The organism is Halomonas shantousis, from assembly GCF_054654615.1.
In genome coordinates this window covers 3,119,645-3,138,328 of record NZ_BAAIER010000002.1, presented here as the reverse complement: position 1 = coordinate 3,138,328, position 18,684 = coordinate 3,119,645, and the positions used below count along the sequence as shown (strand labels likewise).

20 protein-coding genes are annotated in these 18,684 nt (G+C 63.5%); 6 read left to right on the top strand and 14 right to left on the bottom strand.

Going from position 1 to position 18,684, the window contains the following annotated elements; genetic code table 11:
* Nucleotides 1–61 precede the first annotated feature (61 nt).
* The gene (locus ACYQ12_RS14870; RefSeq protein ID WP_459873212.1) at nucleotides 62–1,267 is read left to right on the top strand and encodes a hypothetical protein; all 1,206 of its coding nucleotides are present in this window, start codon (nucleotides 62–64) and stop codon (nucleotides 1,265–1,267) included.
* Nucleotides 1,268–1,297: 30 nt separating this feature from the next.
* On the opposite strand, the gene ACYQ12_RS14865 is transcribed toward ACYQ12_RS14870, so the two are convergent.
* On the bottom strand, nucleotides 1,298–1,750 hold the full coding sequence (locus ACYQ12_RS14865) for an NfeD family protein (RefSeq protein WP_459873210.1): 453 nt from the start codon (nucleotides 1,748–1,750) through the stop codon (nucleotides 1,298–1,300).
* A gap of 381 nt (nucleotides 1,751–2,131) precedes the next feature.
* Here ACYQ12_RS14865 and ACYQ12_RS14860 point away from each other — a divergent pair, with 381 nt between their 5' ends.
* Entirely contained in the window at nucleotides 2,132–2,953 is an 822-nt protein-coding gene (locus tag ACYQ12_RS14860) for a glutamine amidotransferase-related protein (protein WP_459873208.1), read from the top strand.
* A 49-nt stretch (nucleotides 2,954–3,002) separates the two neighbouring features.
* On the opposite strand, the gene corA is transcribed toward ACYQ12_RS14860, so the two are convergent.
* The 6 genes from corA to ACYQ12_RS14830 form a co-directional block, all read right to left on the bottom strand.
* A complete protein-coding gene (corA, locus tag ACYQ12_RS14855; protein WP_459873206.1) occupies nucleotides 3,003–3,956 on the bottom strand; it encodes a magnesium/cobalt transporter CorA in 954 nt (317 codons plus the stop codon).
* 300 nt (nucleotides 3,957–4,256) lie between these two features.
* Nucleotides 4,257–5,027, bottom strand: coding sequence for an ABC transporter substrate-binding protein (locus ACYQ12_RS14850; protein ID WP_459873204.1), 771 nt, complete (start codon nucleotides 5,025–5,027; stop codon nucleotides 4,257–4,259).
* A gap of 147 nt (nucleotides 5,028–5,174) precedes the next feature.
* Complete coding sequence (locus tag ACYQ12_RS14845) at nucleotides 5,175–5,909, bottom strand: ABC transporter permease (protein WP_459873202.1); 735 nt, start codon at nucleotides 5,907–5,909, stop codon at nucleotides 5,175–5,177.
* Nucleotides 5,897–6,613 carry an ABC transporter permease gene (locus tag ACYQ12_RS14840; protein ID WP_459873200.1) on the bottom strand — a complete coding sequence of 239 codons (717 nt, stop codon included), beginning with the start codon at nucleotides 6,611–6,613 and terminating at the stop codon, nucleotides 5,897–5,899. The genes ACYQ12_RS14845 and ACYQ12_RS14840 overlap by 13 nt, the downstream gene beginning before the upstream one ends.
* Before the next feature lie 25 nt (nucleotides 6,614–6,638).
* Nucleotides 6,639–7,409 (bottom strand): ABC transporter ATP-binding protein, encoded by a 771-nt coding sequence (locus ACYQ12_RS14835; protein WP_459873198.1) that lies wholly within the window; start codon nucleotides 7,407–7,409, stop codon nucleotides 6,639–6,641.
* A 291-nt stretch (nucleotides 7,410–7,700) separates the two neighbouring features.
* Nucleotides 7,701–8,708 carry a succinylglutamate desuccinylase gene (locus ACYQ12_RS14830; RefSeq protein ID WP_459873196.1) on the bottom strand — a complete coding sequence of 336 codons (1,008 nt, stop codon included), beginning with the start codon at nucleotides 8,706–8,708 and terminating at the stop codon, nucleotides 7,701–7,703.
* Nucleotides 8,709–8,734: 26 nt separating this feature from the next.
* On the opposite strand from ACYQ12_RS14830, the gene ACYQ12_RS14825 reads away from it, so the two are divergent.
* Entirely contained in the window at nucleotides 8,735–8,914 is a 180-nt protein-coding gene (locus ACYQ12_RS14825) for a hypothetical protein (protein ID WP_459873194.1), read from the top strand.
* A gap of 115 nt (nucleotides 8,915–9,029) precedes the next feature.
* Here the strand turns inward: ACYQ12_RS14825 and ACYQ12_RS14820 are convergent, their stop codons facing one another.
* The 4 genes from ACYQ12_RS14820 to ACYQ12_RS14805 all read right to left on the bottom strand — a co-directional run bounded on the left by ACYQ12_RS14820 (nucleotide 9,030) and on the right by ACYQ12_RS14805 (nucleotide 12,529).
* A complete protein-coding gene (locus ACYQ12_RS14820) occupies nucleotides 9,030–10,061 on the bottom strand; it encodes an SMP-30/gluconolactonase/LRE family protein (protein ID WP_459873192.1) in 1,032 nt (343 codons plus the stop codon).
* 110 nt (nucleotides 10,062–10,171) lie between these two features.
* Nucleotides 10,172–10,861: an SDR family oxidoreductase gene (locus tag ACYQ12_RS14815; protein WP_459873189.1), complete on the bottom strand. Its 690-nt coding sequence runs from the start codon at nucleotides 10,859–10,861 to the stop codon at nucleotides 10,172–10,174.
* Between the two features lie 69 nt (nucleotides 10,862–10,930).
* Nucleotides 10,931–11,362: a hemerythrin domain-containing protein gene (locus ACYQ12_RS14810; protein ID WP_459873186.1), complete on the bottom strand. Its 432-nt coding sequence runs from the start codon at nucleotides 11,360–11,362 to the stop codon at nucleotides 10,931–10,933.
* 93 nt (nucleotides 11,363–11,455) lie between these two features.
* Entirely contained in the window at nucleotides 11,456–12,529 is a 1,074-nt protein-coding gene (locus ACYQ12_RS14805; protein ID WP_459873184.1) for a tartrate dehydrogenase, read from the bottom strand.
* A 199-nt stretch (nucleotides 12,530–12,728) separates the two neighbouring features.
* Here ACYQ12_RS14805 and ACYQ12_RS14800 point away from each other — a divergent pair, with 199 nt between their 5' ends.
* The gene (locus ACYQ12_RS14800) at nucleotides 12,729–14,060 is read left to right on the top strand and encodes a glycosyltransferase (RefSeq protein ID WP_459873183.1); all 1,332 of its coding nucleotides are present in this window, start codon (nucleotides 12,729–12,731) and stop codon (nucleotides 14,058–14,060) included.
* A 16-nt stretch (nucleotides 14,061–14,076) separates the two neighbouring features.
* On the opposite strand, the gene ACYQ12_RS14795 is transcribed toward ACYQ12_RS14800, so the two are convergent.
* The 3 genes from ACYQ12_RS14795 to ACYQ12_RS14785 all read right to left on the bottom strand — a co-directional run bounded on the left by ACYQ12_RS14795 (nucleotide 14,077) and on the right by ACYQ12_RS14785 (nucleotide 17,057).
* On the bottom strand, nucleotides 14,077–14,760 hold the full coding sequence (locus ACYQ12_RS14795) for a TVP38/TMEM64 family protein (protein ID WP_459873181.1): 684 nt from the start codon (nucleotides 14,758–14,760) through the stop codon (nucleotides 14,077–14,079).
* Between the two features lie 93 nt (nucleotides 14,761–14,853).
* Nucleotides 14,854–15,789: an ABC transporter substrate-binding protein gene (locus ACYQ12_RS14790; RefSeq protein WP_459873179.1), complete on the bottom strand. Its 936-nt coding sequence runs from the start codon at nucleotides 15,787–15,789 to the stop codon at nucleotides 14,854–14,856.
* A gap of 74 nt (nucleotides 15,790–15,863) precedes the next feature.
* Nucleotides 15,864–17,057: a TauD/TfdA family dioxygenase gene (locus tag ACYQ12_RS14785; protein ID WP_459873177.1), complete on the bottom strand. Its 1,194-nt coding sequence runs from the start codon at nucleotides 17,055–17,057 to the stop codon at nucleotides 15,864–15,866.
* A 126-nt stretch (nucleotides 17,058–17,183) separates the two neighbouring features.
* Between ACYQ12_RS14785 and ACYQ12_RS14780 the strand changes: the two genes are divergently transcribed.
* Together ACYQ12_RS14780 and ACYQ12_RS14775 are read left to right on the top strand one after the other, a co-directional pair.
* Nucleotides 17,184–18,059 carry a LysR substrate-binding domain-containing protein gene (locus ACYQ12_RS14780; protein WP_459873175.1) on the top strand — a complete coding sequence of 292 codons (876 nt, stop codon included), beginning with the start codon at nucleotides 17,184–17,186 and terminating at the stop codon, nucleotides 18,057–18,059.
* A gap of 79 nt (nucleotides 18,060–18,138) precedes the next feature.
* On the top strand, nucleotides 18,139–18,588 hold the full coding sequence (locus ACYQ12_RS14775) for a hypothetical protein (protein ID WP_459873173.1): 450 nt from the start codon (nucleotides 18,139–18,141) through the stop codon (nucleotides 18,586–18,588).
* Nucleotides 18,589–18,684 lie beyond the last annotated feature (96 nt).

Sequence of the window (18,684 nt, the reverse complement as noted above, 5' to 3'; positions counted from 1 at the left end):
TATCGCCTTTGCCGATCGGTTTTGCCAGACTGCCCCATCCACCGCCTCTCCGAGAGCCATCATGCCTACTCGTGCCCTTTTCGCCCCGACGCTGCTGTTCGATGCCGCCTACCTAACAGGCTTTTTGTTCGTTTCTACCTGGCCATGGATCAGTTACGCCCTATTGGTGGGGATTGCCGTGGGGATTGCGGCGGCACTGCGCTGGCTTGGCTTGCCGCTGCAGAACTTCTGGCAGGCAATGATGCTGGCCGGCAGCGTGATCATGCCATCTACGGCATGGCTGGCGGCATGGCGAGCAGAGCCGGTCGTGACACCTGCGGGTATGCAGGATGCAGGGCGAGCGGTGGAGCCGGCGCCTTCTCGCGAGCAGGGAGAATGGAGCGCTCGCAAGCGCGTGGCTCTGGGCGTCATGCTGGGCATGGTGCTGGTTGCCTGTAGCAGCGGGTTCCTCGAGCAGCGCGTGGTGGGGCCGGCGGTGGCGCCTGCCGAGCAGGTGGCAGAGGGTACGCTCAAGCGCTCGCTACTACTCGCATCGGCCTCCTACGCGTCGGCCAGGCTGATCGATCGCGGTGTCGCCCTGGTATCGGAGGCCGAGATCAGCCTGCCCTTCGTGGGAGGGGTGTCGGTCAAGCCGGGGCAGGTGTTCAAACCGCTGCAGGACATGGCGGAGCGCTACTCCGATGTCATGGTGATGGCCATGGCGTCGATCGGCATTCAATCGGTGCTGATGGAGCTCGGCCAGGTGATTGGCGCGACACTGCTGGGAAGCCTGGCGGTCGCGGTACTGCTGGTGGCGCTGATCGTTCCCTCAGCGTGGTCGCTGAGACTGTTCATGGTGGCACGCGCAGCGCTGGTACTGCTGATCATGGTCCGTGTCGCCGTGCCGTTGGCGATTCTGGGCGTCAGCGCCATTTCCGATGCGGTACTCGAAGAGCGTCGGCAATCGGCTCAGCAAGAGTTGAATCTGGCGACGGCGGAACTGCAGGCGGCGGATGTCGCCACCGAAGGAGACGACGAGGCCGGGCTGATCGCCTGGTTGCGCGACATGCAGGACCAGACCGCTGATATGGCGCTCAGCGTGCGTCAGTTCTCCGACGGGATGGTGGAGCGTTTCATCCAGCTGCTGGTGGTCTATGTGCTGGAGACGCTGCTGCTGCCGCTGTTGATGCTGTTCGTACTATGGCGTGTCACGCGGACATGCCTGATGCCGGCGACCCAGGCCGTGCGATTCGAGACAGCCGCATCGCGGGGCCTGCGTCAGGCGTAGCGGATGTGCCGGCCATTGGGGCGCCACGCGCTATGGCCGGCACTTGACCCGGCTGACGAGGGCGACACGCTTGCGGACTTCGACCAGGTAGACGCTTTCGCCGGGTTGCAGGGGTGGGTCCTGAGGGTCGATCAACCAGATCGGGCGCCAGGTGGCGTGATGGATGATTCCCAGCGTGCCATCGCTCTGGCGACGTGAGACGGTCACGCTCTCGCCGCCCGCTTCCAGTGGTACGGGAAGCGCCGGTAACGGGCGCTGCTGCAGAAGACGTCGCCGGATCCAGGGTACGGTCAGCAATATCAGACTACTGCCGGCGAAGCTGGCAATCTGCAGCGGAAAGGCCACGCTCTGGGCTGCGAGCAAGGCACCCAGCAGGGCGCAGAGGCCCAGAACGAGAAGATTGTGTTTCCTGATGAGAAATTCCAGGACAAGACAGCTGGTACCCAGTACCGCCCAGCCATAAATCGTGTTGATACTTTCCATAATTCCCCTGACACCAAGGTGCAAGGCTTCGTCGAAGCAGGCTCTCTCTTACACGTCTCTTACTCTTTGGTTATCGGCCGATTCATGCTGATCCTAAGTTCATGTAGGATTTTCTTAAAGAGGGCGGTGATGAACCGGCTCTGCATGGGTACTGGGATGACGCTCTTGCCCGCCACGCTGGCGCACGTTCTGCAATACCTCTGGAATCAGCATCCTGGTCCCCTGACATTAACCCATTATAAAAATCGCCCGTGGCTCTCTGTAGCGTCAAAGTGTGTCGTTATGTCGTGTTTCGTTGAGCCATGTTGTAATCCGCCACGTTTCGTCCCCCGGCGTTCTGTCGCTTCCCCCTGGTGGCGAAGGCGCATCAAGATTCGGATAATGAAGCGCACACTGATCGTTACCCGACATTCGTTCTTCAAGACTGAGGAGGCGCCGAACATGCGAATCGGCCTGCTGCAGTGCGACGATGTGGCCGAGGAACTGCAGCCTCGCCACGGCAATTATCCCGAGATGTTCGAGCGGGTCTTCGCCGCCATCGACCCGACGCTGGAATTTCGCCACTGGCGTTGTCATGACGGGGACATTCCCGATGATGTCGAGGCCACGGATGCCTGGCTGATCACCGGTTCCAAGTTCGGTGTCAACGATGGCCACGCCTGGATCGAGTCGCTCTGCGGTTTCGTGCGTGAACTCTGGCAGGCCGGGAAGCCCCTGGTTGGCGTCTGCTTCGGCCACCAACTGATCGCCAAGGCCCTGGGAGGCGCGGTCGACCGGTGCGAGCGCGGTTGGGGCGTGGGCATGTCGTTCAACCGTCTGACGACACGTGCCGAATGGATGGAACCCTGGCAGGAGGGGCTAGACCTGGTGGTCAGTCACCAGGATCAGGTCGTGCAATTGCCGGAGAAGGCCACTGTTCTCGCCGAAAGCGACTTCTGCCCGGTATATCTGATGCAGGTCGGCGAAACATTTCTCGGCATCCAGGGCCACCCCGAGTTCGCCAAGGCCTACTCGGCGGACCTGATCGCTCTGCGCCAGAGCAGCATTCCCGGCAATCGCATGCGTGAAGGTATCGCCTCGCTCCACGCCCCCGTCGACGACCAGCTGATGGTGCGCTGGGCACTCAACTTCATGCGGCGGGTCGCAGCGCAGCGCCGGACCAGCGACTGCCGCGACCGAGCGAGCCAGCCCCAGCGCTTGTGACGTAGGGCGTGGCCCTTGATCACGCTCCACTTCCCGCAGCGCGTCAGCGCTACAGCCAATTCTTGTGCTTGAAATAGAGATACGGCGAGACCCCGGCGAGCACCATCAGCCCCAGGGCGAAGGGGTAGCCCAGCGGCCAGGAGAGTTCGGGCATGTATTCGAAGTTCATGCCGTAGATGCTCGCCACCAGAGTCGGCGGCAGAAAGACCACGGCGGCAATCGAGAATATCTTGATGATCTGGTTCTGCTGGATGTTGATGAAACCCTGGGTGGAGTCCATCAGGAAGTTGATCTTGTCGAACAGGAACGTAGTGTGGGTCATCAACGTTTCGACGTCGCGCATCACCTCGCGGGCAATCTCCTGCAACTCGTTGTTGCCACGCAGGTTGCGCATGAGGAAGGAGACCGAGCGCTGGGTGTCCATCAGACACAGACGGATCTTGCCGTTGCTGTCCTCCAGCTTGGCGAGCTGGTCGACTGCGTCCTCCAGATCGGCATCCTCATCCTCCAGTACCAGGTGGCTGACATCCTCCAGCTTGCGATGAATGTCCTCGAGGGTGTCGGCGAGATTTTCCACTTTCTGATCGAAGATGGTCAGCAGCAGTTCCTGGGCCGAGCTGGCCTCGACCTGACCGTTGCGCGCGCGCATGCGCAACAGGCGGAAGTCGGCCAGATCGCAGTCGCGAAAGGTGATCAGCCGTTCGGGTTGAAGAATGAAGGCCACGGTGCTGGTGCCGTGGCGGCCCTCGCTCTGGGAGAGAAACAGCGAGTGGACGTGGATGCCGTCGGAGTCGACGAAATAACGTGCGGATGACTCGATTTCCTCGACATCGTGGGAGGCCGGAAGCTCATCGGCGAGGAAGGCGTTGAGCAGCTCGCGCTCCTCCGCGCTGGGCTCGTTGGCGTCGATCCATGTCGCCTCGGCCAGGCGGTCCGAGAGCGCTCCCGTCTTGTCCGTGACGTCCTGAATGGTATGACCGCTGAACTGAAACGTCCGTATCATAAGCGACTCCGTGAAGTGATAAGTGCAGATTCTGGCTGATCGAGGGTCTTGCGCTCGCCGGCCTTGCCCAGGAGATGGGAATGGGGGTTATCTTAGATGATTCATCAAAAAGTACCGAGACCGATTGTCGACAGGACATCGTTGCCATCCTCGGGAGCCGCGCTTGCAAGGCGCCCCCATGGCGGTCGATTTTTTCCTTGGAAAACATAAGATAACGATAGACAAGCGCCGTGAGTACGGCCATTCGACGAGGTGGAACGCAGCACGCCCCCGGATGGGGGCGTGCGTGGCGGGAGAGAGTTACTGACCGTTGTTCTGACCGAAATACTTCTGGTAGATCTCGTTGTAGGTGCCGTTCTCCTTCAGCGTCGCCAGGGCCTGGTTGAATTTCTCGGCCAGCTCCTGGTCGCGCTTGCGAAAGGCCACGCCAAAGCCTTCACCGAAATACTTCTTCGGCTCGGTGATCATCTCGCCGACGGTCTTGTAGTCGCCCTGTTGGCTGTCGAGCAGGGTCGACTTGCCTACCGGAAAGTCGAGGAAGGCGAGGTCCACGCGGCCGGAATCCATGTCGAGTACCAGATCGTCGGCCGTGGTGTAGCGGCTGATGTCGGCCACGTCACCGAACATGTCGGTCACGTAATTGTCCTGCAGCGTGCCGCGCTGTACGCCGATGGTCTTGCCCTCGAGCGTCTCCTTGTAGGGTGCCTCGATATCGCTGTCGGCCGGCACGAACCAGGCGGAGGGCGGGCTGAAGTACGGATCGGAGAACAGCACCGTCTGGCGGCGTTCGTCGTTGATGGTCATCGATGACATGATGGCGTCGTACTTGCGTGCCATCAGGCCGGGAATGATGCCATCCCAGGCCTGCACCACCCACTCGCACTGGGCGTCGATCTCGGCGCAGATAGCGTTGCCCAGATCGATGTCGAAGCCGGTCAGCTCACCCTCGGCGGTACGGTACTCCATCGGCTCGTAGGGGACATCGACACCGATGCGCAGCGAATCCTGAGCCTGAGCGCCACCGGCGAGAATCGCCGCGCCGAGCAGAGTGATGGAAAGCAGTTTTTTCATTGTGGTGATTTCCCTGGTTGTGGTGCGGCGAAGTGTGCATTGACAGCCGCCGTACTGCGAAAGTGGATCCGGACACGTTAGCGCAGAGCGCGCGCTACCGGAAGGGGTAAGTCCTTTTCTCGAGGAGATGCCCCGATCCGCGTGCGCTCAGGCGCTTCCAAGGTGTGCCAGCAGACGCTTTTCCAGAAAGCGGAAGAGGTAGAGGATGGCGAACGTCAGGCACAGATAGATGAGCGCGACGAACAGGAACGCATCGAAGGGCGCATAGTAGCGTGCATAGACGAAACGTGCCGCTCCGGTCAGATCCATGATCGTCACCACACTGGCGATAGCGCTGGCATGCAACATGAAGATCACTTCGTTGCCGTAGGCCGGCAGGGCGCGGCGAAACGCGCTGGGCAGAATGATGCGACGCATCATCAGGCGCCGAGACATGCCATAGGCGCGGGCCGCCTCGATCTCGCCTCTGGGCGTGGCCTTGATTGCGCCATGGAAGATCTCCGTGGTATAGGCCGCGGTGTTCAGCGTGAAGGCGATCAACGCCGGATAAAACGGTTTCTCCAGGATCAGCCATAGCCAAGTGTCCTGAATGCCGTCGATGAACACCACACCGTAATAGATGAGATAGAGCTGGATCAGCAGCGGCGTACCGCGAAAAACGTAGGTATAGAAGAAGATGGGCCACTTGATCCACTTGTGCTGCGAGCCTCGGGCGATGGCCAGCGGCACTGCCAGTATCAGACCGATGACCAGCGACAGGAAGACCAGATGCACCGTGGTGACCAGGCCGTCCCAGTAATAACCCAGCGTCTGCGCGGTAAAGATCACGTTGCCTGCGAGCAGATCGGTGAACCAGGCCTGCAGCGCGTTCAATTGTTCCATTGCTGGCCCTCCCCGAAACCGACGTTGTAGCGTTTCTGCAGCCGCGAGAAGCCCCATTCCGATACGCTGGCGATCAGCAGGTAGATCACTGCCACCGGAATCAGAAAGGTGAAAGGCTCATGAGTGGCCTTGGAGGCCTCCGCCGCGACCCGCACCATGTCAGTCAGGCCGATCACCGATACCAGCGCCGTGGTCTTGAGCAGCACCATCCAGTTGTTGGAAAGCCCCGGCAGGGCGTGGCGCATCATCAGCGGGAAGCGGATGCGCCGGAACACCAGCCAGTCGGACATGCCATAGGCGCGTCCGGCCTCGATCTGGCCGCTGTCCACGGCAAGAAAGGCGCCGCGGAAGGTCTCGCCCATGTAAGCGCCGAAGATCAGGCCGATAGTCACCACGCCGGCAATGAACTCGTTGATGTTGATGAAGATGTCTACATCGAACTGGTCGTAGAGCATATCGGTGATGGCATTGATGCCCATCTGGCCGCCGAAGAACAACAGCAGCATCAGTACCAGATCCGGCACGCCGCGAATGATGGTGGTGTAGAGCGTGCCGATACGATGCAAGAGCCAGTTGCGCGACATCTTGGCGCTGGCGGTGAGCAGGCCGAGGACCAGCGACACCGCCAGGGAGAGCACCGCCAGTTCGAGCGTCACCCAGGCGCCTTCGAGCAGGCGAGGGCCGTAGCCATGCAGGTCGATCATAGGGATTTTCCTCCTGCCGAACGGCTCAGTACTTGGGTGCCAGAAACTGCTTGAGGCGATCCGATTGCGGATTGAGGAGAACGTCCCGGGGGGCCCCCATCTCCTCGATGCGGCCCTGGTGGAGATAGACCACCTGGCTCGAGACGTCACGGGCGAAGCCCATCTCATGGGTGACCACCACCATGGTGCGGCCCTCCTCGGCGAGATCGCGCATGACCCGCAGCACATCACCGACCAGTTCCGGGTCGAGCGCCGAGGTCGGCTCGTCGAACAGCATCACTTCGGGTTCCATGGCCAGGGCTCTGGCAATGGCACCGCGCTGCTGCTGGCCACCGGACATCTGCATCGGGTAGTAGTCGGCGCGTTCGAGCAGGCCGACCCGGTCGAGCAGGGCGCGGCCATGCTCGATAGCCTCTCTGCGGGGCTTGCCGAGCACATGAATGGGCGCTTCGATGACGTTTTCGATCAGCGTCATGTGCGCCCAGAGGTTGAAGTTCTGGAACACCATCGACAGCTTGGCGCGGATGCGTTCGACCTGTTTCCAGTCGGCGGGTTCACGCCCGTGCCGGGTCTGCTTGAATCGTATCGCCTCGCCGTGCACCAGCAGTTCGCCCTCATTGGGCTGCTCGAGCAGGTTCATGCAGCGCAGGAAGGTACTCTTGCCGGACCCGGAGGCGCCGATCAGGGTGATGACATCACCTTGGTGGGCCTTGAGTGAGAGACCCTTGAGAACCTCGTTGTCACCGAAGCGCTTCTTGAGGTCGCGCACTTCGAGAGGAATAGGCGTATCGGCCATGCAATGGCTCCAGGCGTGGATTGGGACAAGGCATGGCGAGACGGGGGATCACTTACCCATCTCACTCAAGCCTGACGTCGCTGGCGCGAAAAAGGGGCGATTCTATCAGGCCAGGACAGGCCAATCAGAGTCCGCACGACCCGCAATGATACGACTTTGGTCTAATTCGTGTGCAGAAAGTTGCATACAAGGGTCTCTCGATTATTGTCGTTGTGTCGTTATTGTCGTGTCACTTCATTGTCATTATGCCTGGCCTCCCGCCCGGTACAGATCACGCTTGCCCGGGTTCGGTCAGGTCTCGCGTGGCTGGTCGGGCGGTTCGCTGGGCCGGGCCAGCAAGGCGGCACGGGCACCGAGTTCCACCCGGGCATTGGGAAAGACCACGGCGAGCGGGGCGTCGCGGACCACGAAATTGCCGGCCTGGGCATCCTCGGCGAGCTGCGTGCCGACGGGAAACTCGGTGAAATTCGGCGTGTCATCGGGAAAGCACAGTCGGAAATCCTCCGACTCGCGCATCAGTTCGACGGCGACTCGAAAGAAGGCCATGGATGCGGGCGGGGCCGTCGCGGGTCTTCGTCCTTCCACGAGCGCTTCGAGCATCCGGCTCAGCGGACGTAGCGCCGCAAGTTCGTTGGCACCGAAGGGCTGGACCTTGCCCAGCTCCAGCGTGAATGCCTGGGCGCCATGATAATGCTTCGAGTAGTGCGAGAATGTCCAGCTGTGCTGATGCTGATGTAGCGCAGCCTGCATGCCGGCCGCGGCCAGCCAGTGCCACTGCTCTGTTTCGGTGGCGGTAGTGGCGAAGGGCTCCACGACAAAGCGTGGATAACGGCTGTCGCGGATCGCGGTGTGCAGGTCGTAGTGCAGGCGTGGCAGTCGCTGCCTGGCGTAGAAGGCATCGACCGCCGCCATCAGTTCACGGGCACGTGCCGGCTCACCGGACTGGGGTGGCAGGCTGTCGCTTGGCTCACGACGGAACAGCCGGTTGAGGTTGGTGTTGCAGAAGCGCCGGCCAGCGCGGATGGCGGGCAGATTGCCGAGAATCACCAGAACGGGCGCGCCGAGACGAATCAGTCCCGCCTCGAGGCGCGCGAGCAGCTCGCCGACAAGCTCGATGGGTGCCGTCTCGTTGCCGTGAATGCCGGCGGAGATCACGCAGGCTCGCGCATCGCGACCCGGTCGGTCGGGCACCAGCTCGATAATGCCCGGCGCGTGCAGCTCGTAGTTCCCCCCCGAGACACGGCCCTGACGAGAAGTCGCCGCGCTCTCCAGACTTAAGGCCAGCCAGTCGCTCAGCATCTCAACGCTCCGCATGCGGGTCGTTGATGATGATTCCCGCCCTTGTCGGCGAAGGCGTCGTGGATGCGCTGCGCGTGTCGCCTCATGGTGATGTAGTCGTCTCGCGGCGGTTGGAAGAGGGTCTGACGATCCATGCCGTACACCTGCCTGTTGTGGTCGAAAGCGCCGACATCGCAGGCGTTCCGGGCGATGCCACGCGGAAATGACTCAACCTTACGAATGTCGGCAGCGGCGGCAAGGGGCGGCGTCGGGCTGGTGAAAATGTCCGGCCTCTGAATGAAAACCGGACGGGGCAGGGAAGGATGAGCCGGAGAGGCAGGTTTAGACGCCACGCGTGCCGGTATACAGCGTATAGACGGACTGGCTGGCGGTCATGAACAGCCGGTTGCGCTGCTCGCCGATGAAGCACAGGTTGGAGCAGACTTCCGGCAGCAGGATGCGTCCGAGAAGCTCTCCCTCGGGCGAAAACACCGCCACGCCGTCGATGCCCTCGCCTCCCGAGGCGCTGCTCCAGATGTTGCCCTGAACGTCGCAGGTCAGGCCGTCGAAGGTGGTGTCGTTGCTCGAGACGAGTGCGTGCCGCGCCGTCAGCGAACGCCCTTCGTCGCCCAGGGTCCAGCGTACGATCTGCGCGGGCTGCTGCGGGTAGTGCGAAGGCGCCGTGTCACTGACATACAGCGTCTTGCCGTCCGGGCCCAGCGCAATGCCGTTGGGCTTGTAGATCTCCTGGGTCAGCAGCAGCGGCTCATCCAGGGTGTCGTCGACATAGTACACGGCGGGTTCGAGCTCGAGCGGGCGTTTCCTGCCCTCGTAGTCGGAGTGCGCTCCATAACCCGGGTCGGTGAAGATGATGCCGCCGTTCGGCAGCGTGATCAGGTCGTTGGGGGCATTCAACTGCTTGCCCTGGTAATGAGAGGCGAGAACGCTGACGCTGCCGTCCCACTCGTAGCGAACGACCCGGGCCGGTGAATGTTCGCAGGCGACCAGGCGGCCCCGAAAGTCGAAGGCGTTGCCGTTGGAGTGGCCGACCTTCTCGCGCAGTACGCTCGTCTCGCCGCTGGCCTCGTCCCAGCGCATCTGGCGGGCGCGTGGAATATCGCTGAACACGACATAGCGGCCCACGGCATTCCACGCCGGACCCTCTACCCACAGCCCGCCCGACCACTGCCGCTCGAGAGGCGTGTTGAAGATATAGAACTCTCTGAAACGCTCATCCATGATCTCCCAGGCACTGTCCGGGTAACGCTCGGGCTGGGGACGAACGGGAAGGTCGGCGGCCAGCAGGCGTGGCGCGGCCGCCGTAGCGACCAGAGCGGTGGAGGCGGTCAGAAACTGACGACGTTCGAGCTTCATGGAAGGATCTCGCAGACGTTATGGAAGACAGAGGCATCGCTTCGCCATGTCTCAAGGTAGCGGGCATGCTGTCTCCCTGCCTGTCATGCGTTGGTCGAAGCCGTGTCGCTTCATGCTTCCTTGGGCGTGGGACGCACCAGAATCTCGTTGACATCGACCCGGCGCGGCTGGGAGACGGCGTACATCACCGCACTGGCGATGTCCTCGTCGACCAGGGCATTTTCCGGAGGCGAGTCGAAGAAGGCGGTATCGACCATGCCCGGCTCGATCAGCGTGACGCGGATGCCGGTACCGCGCAGTTCCTCGCGCAGGTTGTGACCGATGCCCGAGACCGCCCACTTGGTGGCGCCGTACATGGAGCCGGGAATGGTGGTGCGCCCCGCGGCGGAACCGGTGAGCAGGATGTGGCCACGGCTCTTCCTCAGCGCCGGCAGAGTGGCCTGAACGGTCAGCCCCACGCCGTAGACGTTGGTCAGGATCATCTTGTGCCAGACGGTGTGGTCGGCCTCGTTGAAGCCGCCGGGAGCACCGGGCATGCCGGCGTTGGCGAATACCGCGTCGAGCTGGCCGAAGTGATCGAGCACCTGGCGGACCATCGCCTGCTGAGCCTCCATGTCGATGACGTCGCAGGGCACGGCGAGGGCGCGCTCCTCACCGCCGAGTTCGTCGACCAGCGCCTGCAGCTTGTCCACGGAACGTGCCGCCAGGGCGACGCGATATCCGGCCCGGGCCGCCTGCCGGGCGGTGGCCGCGCCGATACCGCTGGATGCGCCAGTGATGAGAAAGACGGAATCGCTCATGAAACCTCCTGAATGAAAATGGAGAAGGGAAGTGCCTGGCCTGCCAGTGGCAGGCAGGACAGGCGTCGCTCAGACCTCGGCCTGCATCTCCCGCAGGTAGCGCTTGGCCATGGAGGTCTGCTGCTGTTCGCTCAGGCTGCTGCCGGCGAGGGCGAATACCTCCTGCGCCTCGTCGTCCAAGTCGCGGATGACCCAATGGCGTAGCTGCTGGGCCGAGGCCAGCCATTCGTCGCTGTGCAGGTTGGCGCTGTCGAGCGCCTCGACGAGTTCGTCGATCTCGTTGTGCTGCGCCACGCACTGGCGCGCCTTGCGCTGGGTGAGGTCGAACTCCAGCATCGGCGCATAGAGCGCGCGCTCCTTGGCATTGAGGTGCTTCATCAGCAGGATCTTGAGTTCGCAGAAGCAGTCGGTACGCTCCGTGCCGGCTGCAGTGTTCACCAGGCGGTCGAGCAGTGCGCGTAATTTGTCGTGGTCGGCCTGCAGGGCTTCGAAAATGGTCATCCTTCTCTCCTTGGCGTGAATCGTCCTGGATGTCACGTGCCAAGCCGCATCGAACGGCCTGGCAGCGGGGAGACCGGCATTATCGGGTCTCGCTCATAGCGCCTCGGCAATCGCCTGGCCGAGCGTCCGGGTCGTGCCCTTGCCCTTGAGGTCCGGCGTCAGCGGCGCTGCCTCCGGTCCTCGGGCCAGCACCGACTCGATGGCCGTGACGATTGCCTGGCCGGCTTCCTGATAGCCTAGATGCTCCAGCATCATCGCGCCGCACCAGATCTGGCCGATGGGATTGGCAATGCCGAGTCCGGCGATATCCGGCGCGCTGCCGTGCACCGGTTCGAACAGACTGGGGAAGCGCCCCTCGGGGTTGATGTTGGCCGACGGCGCGATGCCGATGGTGCCGGTGCAGGCAGGGCCCAGGTCGGAGAGGATGTCGCCGAACAGATTGCTGGCCACGACCACGTCGAACCAGTCGGGATGCAGAACGAAATTGGCTGTCAGGATGTCAATGTGGAACTGGTCGGTGGTGACGTCCGGGTAGGTCTGGGCCATGGCCTTAAAACGCTCGTCCCAGTAGGGCATGGTGATGGAGATGCCGTTGGACTTGGTAGCCGAGGTCAGCGAGCGACGCGGGCGGCGCGAAGCCAGCTCGAAGGCGTACTTGAGCACGCGATCGACCCCGGTGCGGGTCATCACGGTCTCCTGCATCACCACTTCACGGTCGGTGCCCTCGAACATCTTGCCGCCGATGCTCGAGTATTCGCCCTCGGTATTCTCGCGCACCACATAGAAGTCGATGTCCCCCGGCTTGCGATCGGCCAGGGGACTCCTGATACCCGGCATCAGTCGGCAGGGGCGCAGATTGATATACTGGTCGAAGGCGCGGCGGAACTGCAGCAGCGAGCCCCATAGCGAGACATGGTCGGGTACCTTCTCGGGCCAGCCCACCGCCCCGAAATAGATGGCGTCGAAGCCTGACAGGATGTCGAACCAGTCGTCGGGCAGCATCTTGCCATGCTCGAGATAGTAGTCGCAGCTGGCAAAGTCGAAATGCTCGAACTCCAGGGCGATATCGAAACGCTCGGCGGCGGCTTTCAGTACACGCATGCCTTCGGGAATGACTTCGGTGCCGATGCCGTCTCCGGCGATCACCGCGATCTTGTGGGTATCCATGAAACTCTCCTGAGAGGAGGGGAACGGTGTCTGCATTCTAGCCGTTGCACGGCAAAGAAAAATCCGCCGCGCTGACGGCCTTGTGCCACGCTGCAAAGGCAGGCAGGGCAATGACGCCGCGGGCTGGTATCATATGCCACCCCCGTGGAGGCTGTCGGTAGGCCGCTTGCGGGTTTGTTGGCTAGAGGGAGTGGATGGATTGAATATCCTGATGTTCACCAATACCTACCGCCCCATCGTGGGTGGGGTGAGCGAGTCGGTACAACGCCTGAAAGGCTGTCTGCAGCGACAGGGCCATCAAGTACTGGTAGTCGCCCCCAAGCTGGAAGGCCAGCCCGAACACGAAACCGACGTGGTGCGAGTCGCCGCCATGCCGCGCTTCAACGGCAGCGACTTCTCCCTGCCGGTCCCCGTTCCGGGACAGCTCTATGAAGCCATCGACCGCTTCGAACCCGACATCGTCCACTCGCATCACCCCTTCCTGCTGGGGGACACCGCCGCCCGCGCCGCGCAGACCTACGGGTTGCCGCTGGTTTTCACCCACCACACCCTCTACGAGCACTATACCCACTATGTCCCCGGCGACTCGCCGCGCATGCAGCGCTTTGCCGTGGCCCTGGCCACCGAATACACCCATCTATGCAATGCCGTCATCGCTCCCAGCGAGAGCATTCGCGACCTGCTGAGAAGCCGTGGCGCCAATCCGGCGGTGCACGTCGTGCCTAGCGGCGTGGATACGGCGCGCTTCGCCCAGGGCGATGGAAACGCTCTGCGCCAGCGGCTGGGTATCCCCGGCGATGCTCATGTGGTGGGACATGTCGGACGTCTCGCCCTGGAGAAGAACCTGCCCTTTCTGGCCGAGGCCATGGCGCGCTTTCTGGCGACCCATCCCCGCGCCCGGGTCCTGATCGTCGGCGATGGCGAGGCGCGAACCGCCATGCATGAACGGGCCGCCCGGGAAGGTGTCGCGGATCGCTTTCACTTCGCCGGCAAGCTGCACGACCAGGCGCTGATCGACGCCTACCATGCCATGGACGTTTTCGCCTTCGCTTCGCACAGCGAGACGCAGGGCATGGTGATCGCAGAGGCGATGGCCGCCGGTCTACCGGTGGTGGCCGTCGATGCCACCGGGGTGCGGGAGGTGCTGATTGATGGCGAGAATGGTCTGATGCTGCCCGAGGACGACCTGGCCGGTTTCGCCCAGGCCCTGACCGATCTGACCGACGTCGTGCGGCACGATGCCATGCGCCTCGGTGCCCTGGCCTCGGCGCGTGACTTCGACGCTGCGCTCTGCGCCGAGCGCTGTCTCGATGTCTATCGTCAGGTGACGCAACCTGATGCCACGGCACGTGGCGAAGAGGAGGCCAACGCCTGGGTGCGCGTACACGGGCGGCTGGGCGCGGAGTGGCAGCTGCTCTGCCATCGCGGACGCGTGCTGCGCTCCACCTTCCAGAGCGCCTCGCAAACGTTGAGCGAGCGCAAGTCGCCGCTGATCGAGGGTAATATCCGCAAGGAAGTGTCCGGAAAGTAGCCTGTCGGACCGGATTTCACGGACGGTTGCGAGCGCGCTTGTCGGCGTAGCGCTTCAGTCCCCATAGCACCAGCGCTCCCAATGCGATGCCGAGTATCGATAGCAGTACCGCGCTGGAATCCTCGGCGGTGAACAGGGAGCCAAGCTGACTGCCAAGTAGCGAGACGCCGATCAGACCGGGAACGATGCCGATCACCGAGCCGATCAGGTAGTCGCGAAAACGCAGATGGAAGGCACCGGCCATCATGTTGGTCAGCGTGAAGGGGGCCAGCGGCAACAGATTGACCAGCACCATGGTGCGGATGCCACGCCCGGCCAGCAGCTTGGCCAGGCCGTTCAGGCGTGCTCCACCGTAGCGGATCAGCGCCTCGCGGCCCAGACGACGGCCCACCCAGTAGGAGGCGATCGAGGCACATACGGTACCCGCCAGGGCATAGCCGAATCCCCACCAGGGGCCGAAGATCAATCCGGTGACGGCGACCAGGATGCTCAGCGGAAACACCACCAGCGACGCCAGCACGTAGACCAGCAGGACGACAGGAAAGGCCCACCACGAATCCCGCCAGGCCAGGGCCTGCTGGAGCCAGGACAGCAGGCCCTGGGGCGTCAGCACATCATTCAGCGCCAGCCACTGCCAGAGCAGGCCGCAACCGAGCATGACGGTGAGCAGAACGATCAGGATACCAAGCGAGCGGGGCATCAGGGTCTCACGAGAGGAACTCGCGACACAGGATACGCGAGCCGGGCACGTTGACCAACGACAAGCCGCCGTGCCCGGCGACAGGCGGAATGTCTACAGCGACAGCGCCTCGCGTACCGCCGGCCAGGCCGGCTGGCCGGCCTGCGTGGTGATGCCCTCGAGCATGGTCTCGACGCGCTCGGGATGACGGCGAATCCACTCCTCGGCGACCGCGTCGGCCGGGCGCTCCTCGAGGCCATAGCCCTGAATCATCCAGCTCTGCTCCTCGGCGCTGAAGGTAAACTGCTCGAAGAAGCTCACCAGATCGGGATGGGCTTTTGCGTACTCGCCGCGCATCAGCGTCAGCACCTCGCTTTCGCCATTGTTCTTGCCGAACAGGTTCTCGGGATCGTCGAGATAGCGCATCGGCAGCTCGAGGTTCATCCAGTGCGGTGTCCAGCCGACCCAGACGATGGGCTCCTCGCGGGAGATGGCATCCCGGGCGGCGCTGAGCATGCCCACGGTGCTGGTATCGACGAGGCGCCAGTCGCCGAGACCCCAGATATCGTCGTCGATAGCCTGATTGAGTATCTCGCTGGCGGCGGAGCCGGCACCGAAACCATGGATCTCGCCATCGAAGCGCTCACGGTTGGCGTCGAGGTCGGCAAAGCTCTGCACGCCGCCCTCGTAGACATAGTCGGGCACCGCCAGGGTCATCCGGGCACCGTCGACGTTATTGGCGATGCGCACGATGTCGCCGTGTTCCTCGCGCGGGGCGAGCATGTTCTGCTGGGCGGGTAGCCAGCCACCGAGGAACACGTCGACGTCCCCCGTTTCCATGGCCTGGTAGACCACCTGCAGGCCGAGTTCCTGGCGGTGCGTCTGGTAGCCCAGCGGCTCGAGCAACTGAGAGGCGATGGCGGTCTTGACGGTGATGCCCGGCCAGGCCGGCACACCGAAGTCGAGCGTGGCATCGTCGGCCTGTACCGGCAAGGCGATCGCTGCGGCAAGAGGAAGGGCGAGTAGCGTCGGGGTCAGGGGGTGGGACATGGATATCTCATGATCAGGTGGAAGAAAGCCGGACGCTTGTTTTTCATCGTATGGGTCCGGCGTGATGAAACCGTTCATGCGTGACGTGCCAGCACCCGCAGCCGGGATTCCAGCAGGTCCAGGTCGAGATAAGTGCCCTGCAGGTGACGCTTGCCGGTGTTGGGATCGAAGGCGCGACGCCCGTGGAGCACCCGGCGGTTGTCGAAGGCAATCATCTGGCCCGGCGCCAGGGCGAATTCGATCAGATGACGCGGGGCGTGCAGCAGCTGCCAGAAGCGGCGGTAGGCGGTGTACCAGGCGTCGACTTCCTGAAGCGGCAGGCGCAGGGTGTCGCGAATCCAGTTGTTGAAACGGATTTCCAGCGGTCTGCCATTGGCGTCGAGCTGGATGATCGGCGCCCGCACGACGATGTCGTGCTCCTCGTCCTGGAAGCGGAAGTCGATGGGGGTCTCGGCCAGGATGCGAAATGCCTCGGGCGCTTCCTGGCGCAGGGCCTCGGCCACGGCAAAGCCATCGGCGAAGGTCGACTCACCCCCTGCGGCCTCGTTCTGCAGGCAGTAGAGCAGTTGGATGTCCGGCGGCTGGCGCCAGTTGGGCAGGTCGGTATGCAGCGCCAGTTCGATGGGCGTGTAAGCGGCGTTGTTGGGGTTGGGCTTGGAGCGTACATCGAAACGTGCCCCGAAGTTGGTGGCCCGCATGGGTCCGATGCGCCCTGCCAGGCGGCTGACTTCCTCCTCTTCCAGCGGGCCGTCCTCGAGCAGTACCAGACCGTCGCGCAGCAGAGCCTCGAGCCAGATCCGCTCGCCCTCGCCGGCAATGAAGTCGGCATGGGGCACGCGCCGCGGCCAAAAGTTTTCCTGCCAGGGCTGACGGGCGGGCAGGGAGGATGCCGAGGCCGACCCGGCCCCCTCGGGACGGCGCTGATGAAGCCAGGTGGCATCGAAGCGACTCTGGTGACCCCCCGCCCAGTCCAGTTGCAGGCCACCGGTAATCAGTATGGCACGCGGTGTGGCCTCGATGTCATCGAGCGGCACGAACAGGCGCTCACGGGTCAGCGGGTGACGGCACTCGGCGCAGGCGCAGTGGTCCCGCAACCACATCAGCGGAAAGTGGGCGACACTGTCATCGTCCCAGTACAGCGTGACGCGGGCACCGGTCGCCACGGCATCGACCAGCGAGACGCCGCCGGCATAGGGCGACAGCTCGGCCATGTCGATGCGGGGAGCGGCGAAGGGATATGCGGCGCGATGCGAAGTGGCGGTAGTCATCGAGTCTCCTGATGAGGGCGACAATGTCGACGTGGATGAGTGCGACGAGGATGCCGCCTGTGAATCGGCTCGACAAACGATTAATCTGGGGGCTATGACCAAGCTGTACTTATGCATACCTTATCCATGAGCGCGCTTCCTCCTATCCTGTGGCTGCAAGCCTTCGAGGCGGCGGCTCGTCGGCTGAGCTTTACCGAGGCCGGCCATGAACTCGGCGTGACCCAGTCGGCGGTCAGCCAGCGCATTCGTCTGCTCGAGGATCGGCTCGGCCAGAAACTGTTCGTGCGTCACCCGCGCAGCCTGACGCTTACGCCGGCCGGCCAGGCCTGGCTGCCCAGTGTGCAGGAGGCTTTCACCCGGCTGGCCGAAGGCACCGCCGAAGTCTTCGGGCCGCGTCCGGAGGCGCCGGTGACGCTACGGGCCACGCCGGTCATGCAGCAGACCTGGCTGGCGCCGCGCCTGCTGGCGTTTCACCGCCGCCATCCGCACATTGCGATTCATCTGGTCAGTGCGATCTGGACCGAGGATTTCGGCCCCGAGGGCGCCGATCTCGAGATCCGCTATGGGCGCGGGGACTGGGAGGGTGTCGAGGCCCTGCCGCTGGGAGACGAGGCGATGCTGCCGGTCTGCTCGCCGGCCATGGCGGAGCGTCTACGCATGCCCGCGGACCTGGCCGGCAAGACCCTGCTGCACGCGCTCGGCTTTGCAGTGGGCTGGCCGGCCTGGCTGGAACAGGCGGGCGTGGCGGGGCTCGACAGGCACTGCCCGGCATTTTCCTGTGACAATCAGGTCACCACGCTGCTGCTGGCGGCCGAGGGCGGTGGAGTGGCGCTGACGCATCGCAGCCTGCTGGCTCAGCGTGACGATCTGGTCGCTCCGTTCGATCTCGCCGTGCCTAGCGAAGAGGGCTTCTGGCTGGTGCGCCCGGTACGGCGCAAACCGCACCAGGAAGCGTTACTGTTATGGGAGTGGCTGCAACAAGACAGCGTTCGAGAGGTCTGACAGGACAGGCTTCCATGCCGACGTGCCGGGCAGGACGCCGGGCCGCACGAACCGCTCCGCACCAATGACAGGAGGCCTTATGTCACGCTTCATTCAACCGCTCTGCGAAAGCCGTCAACCACGCCGTCTCGGGCGGCTGCATACCGCTCTGCTGGGCATGCTGATGCTGGCGACACTGGGTACGGCCGGCCAGGCGCTGGCCGAGCGCCCGCAGGTCGAGCTTCGCGACAGCAAGCGGCTGCACCCTGAGGTGCGCCGCCACGGCCCCGACTACAACGAGCGTCGCCATCGTCCCGAGAGCATGCCCCGGATACCGCCGCGCGTCGAGGTCGAGGTCAATGGCCTTTCAACGCGTCCTTCGTCCGATGTCGACCCCTCGCGACGCACTGGCGAGGATTCGCCGCCGCCCGGTGCCACGCTCTGCCGCGATGACAGCGGCGGCGTAACCTGGTCGACCCGCGGCCAGGGTTGCGATGAGAGCGACGCGTCGTCGCAAGGTGCCCGTACCTACTCCACTTCCCCACGTTAAGCGCCCCGGTTCCCGGTCACCTAACGTTACGGACGTGAACTGGAGTCCCTGGCGAGAGTGTTCCAGACTTCTTGACGCAAGTACGTCTTACCGTCG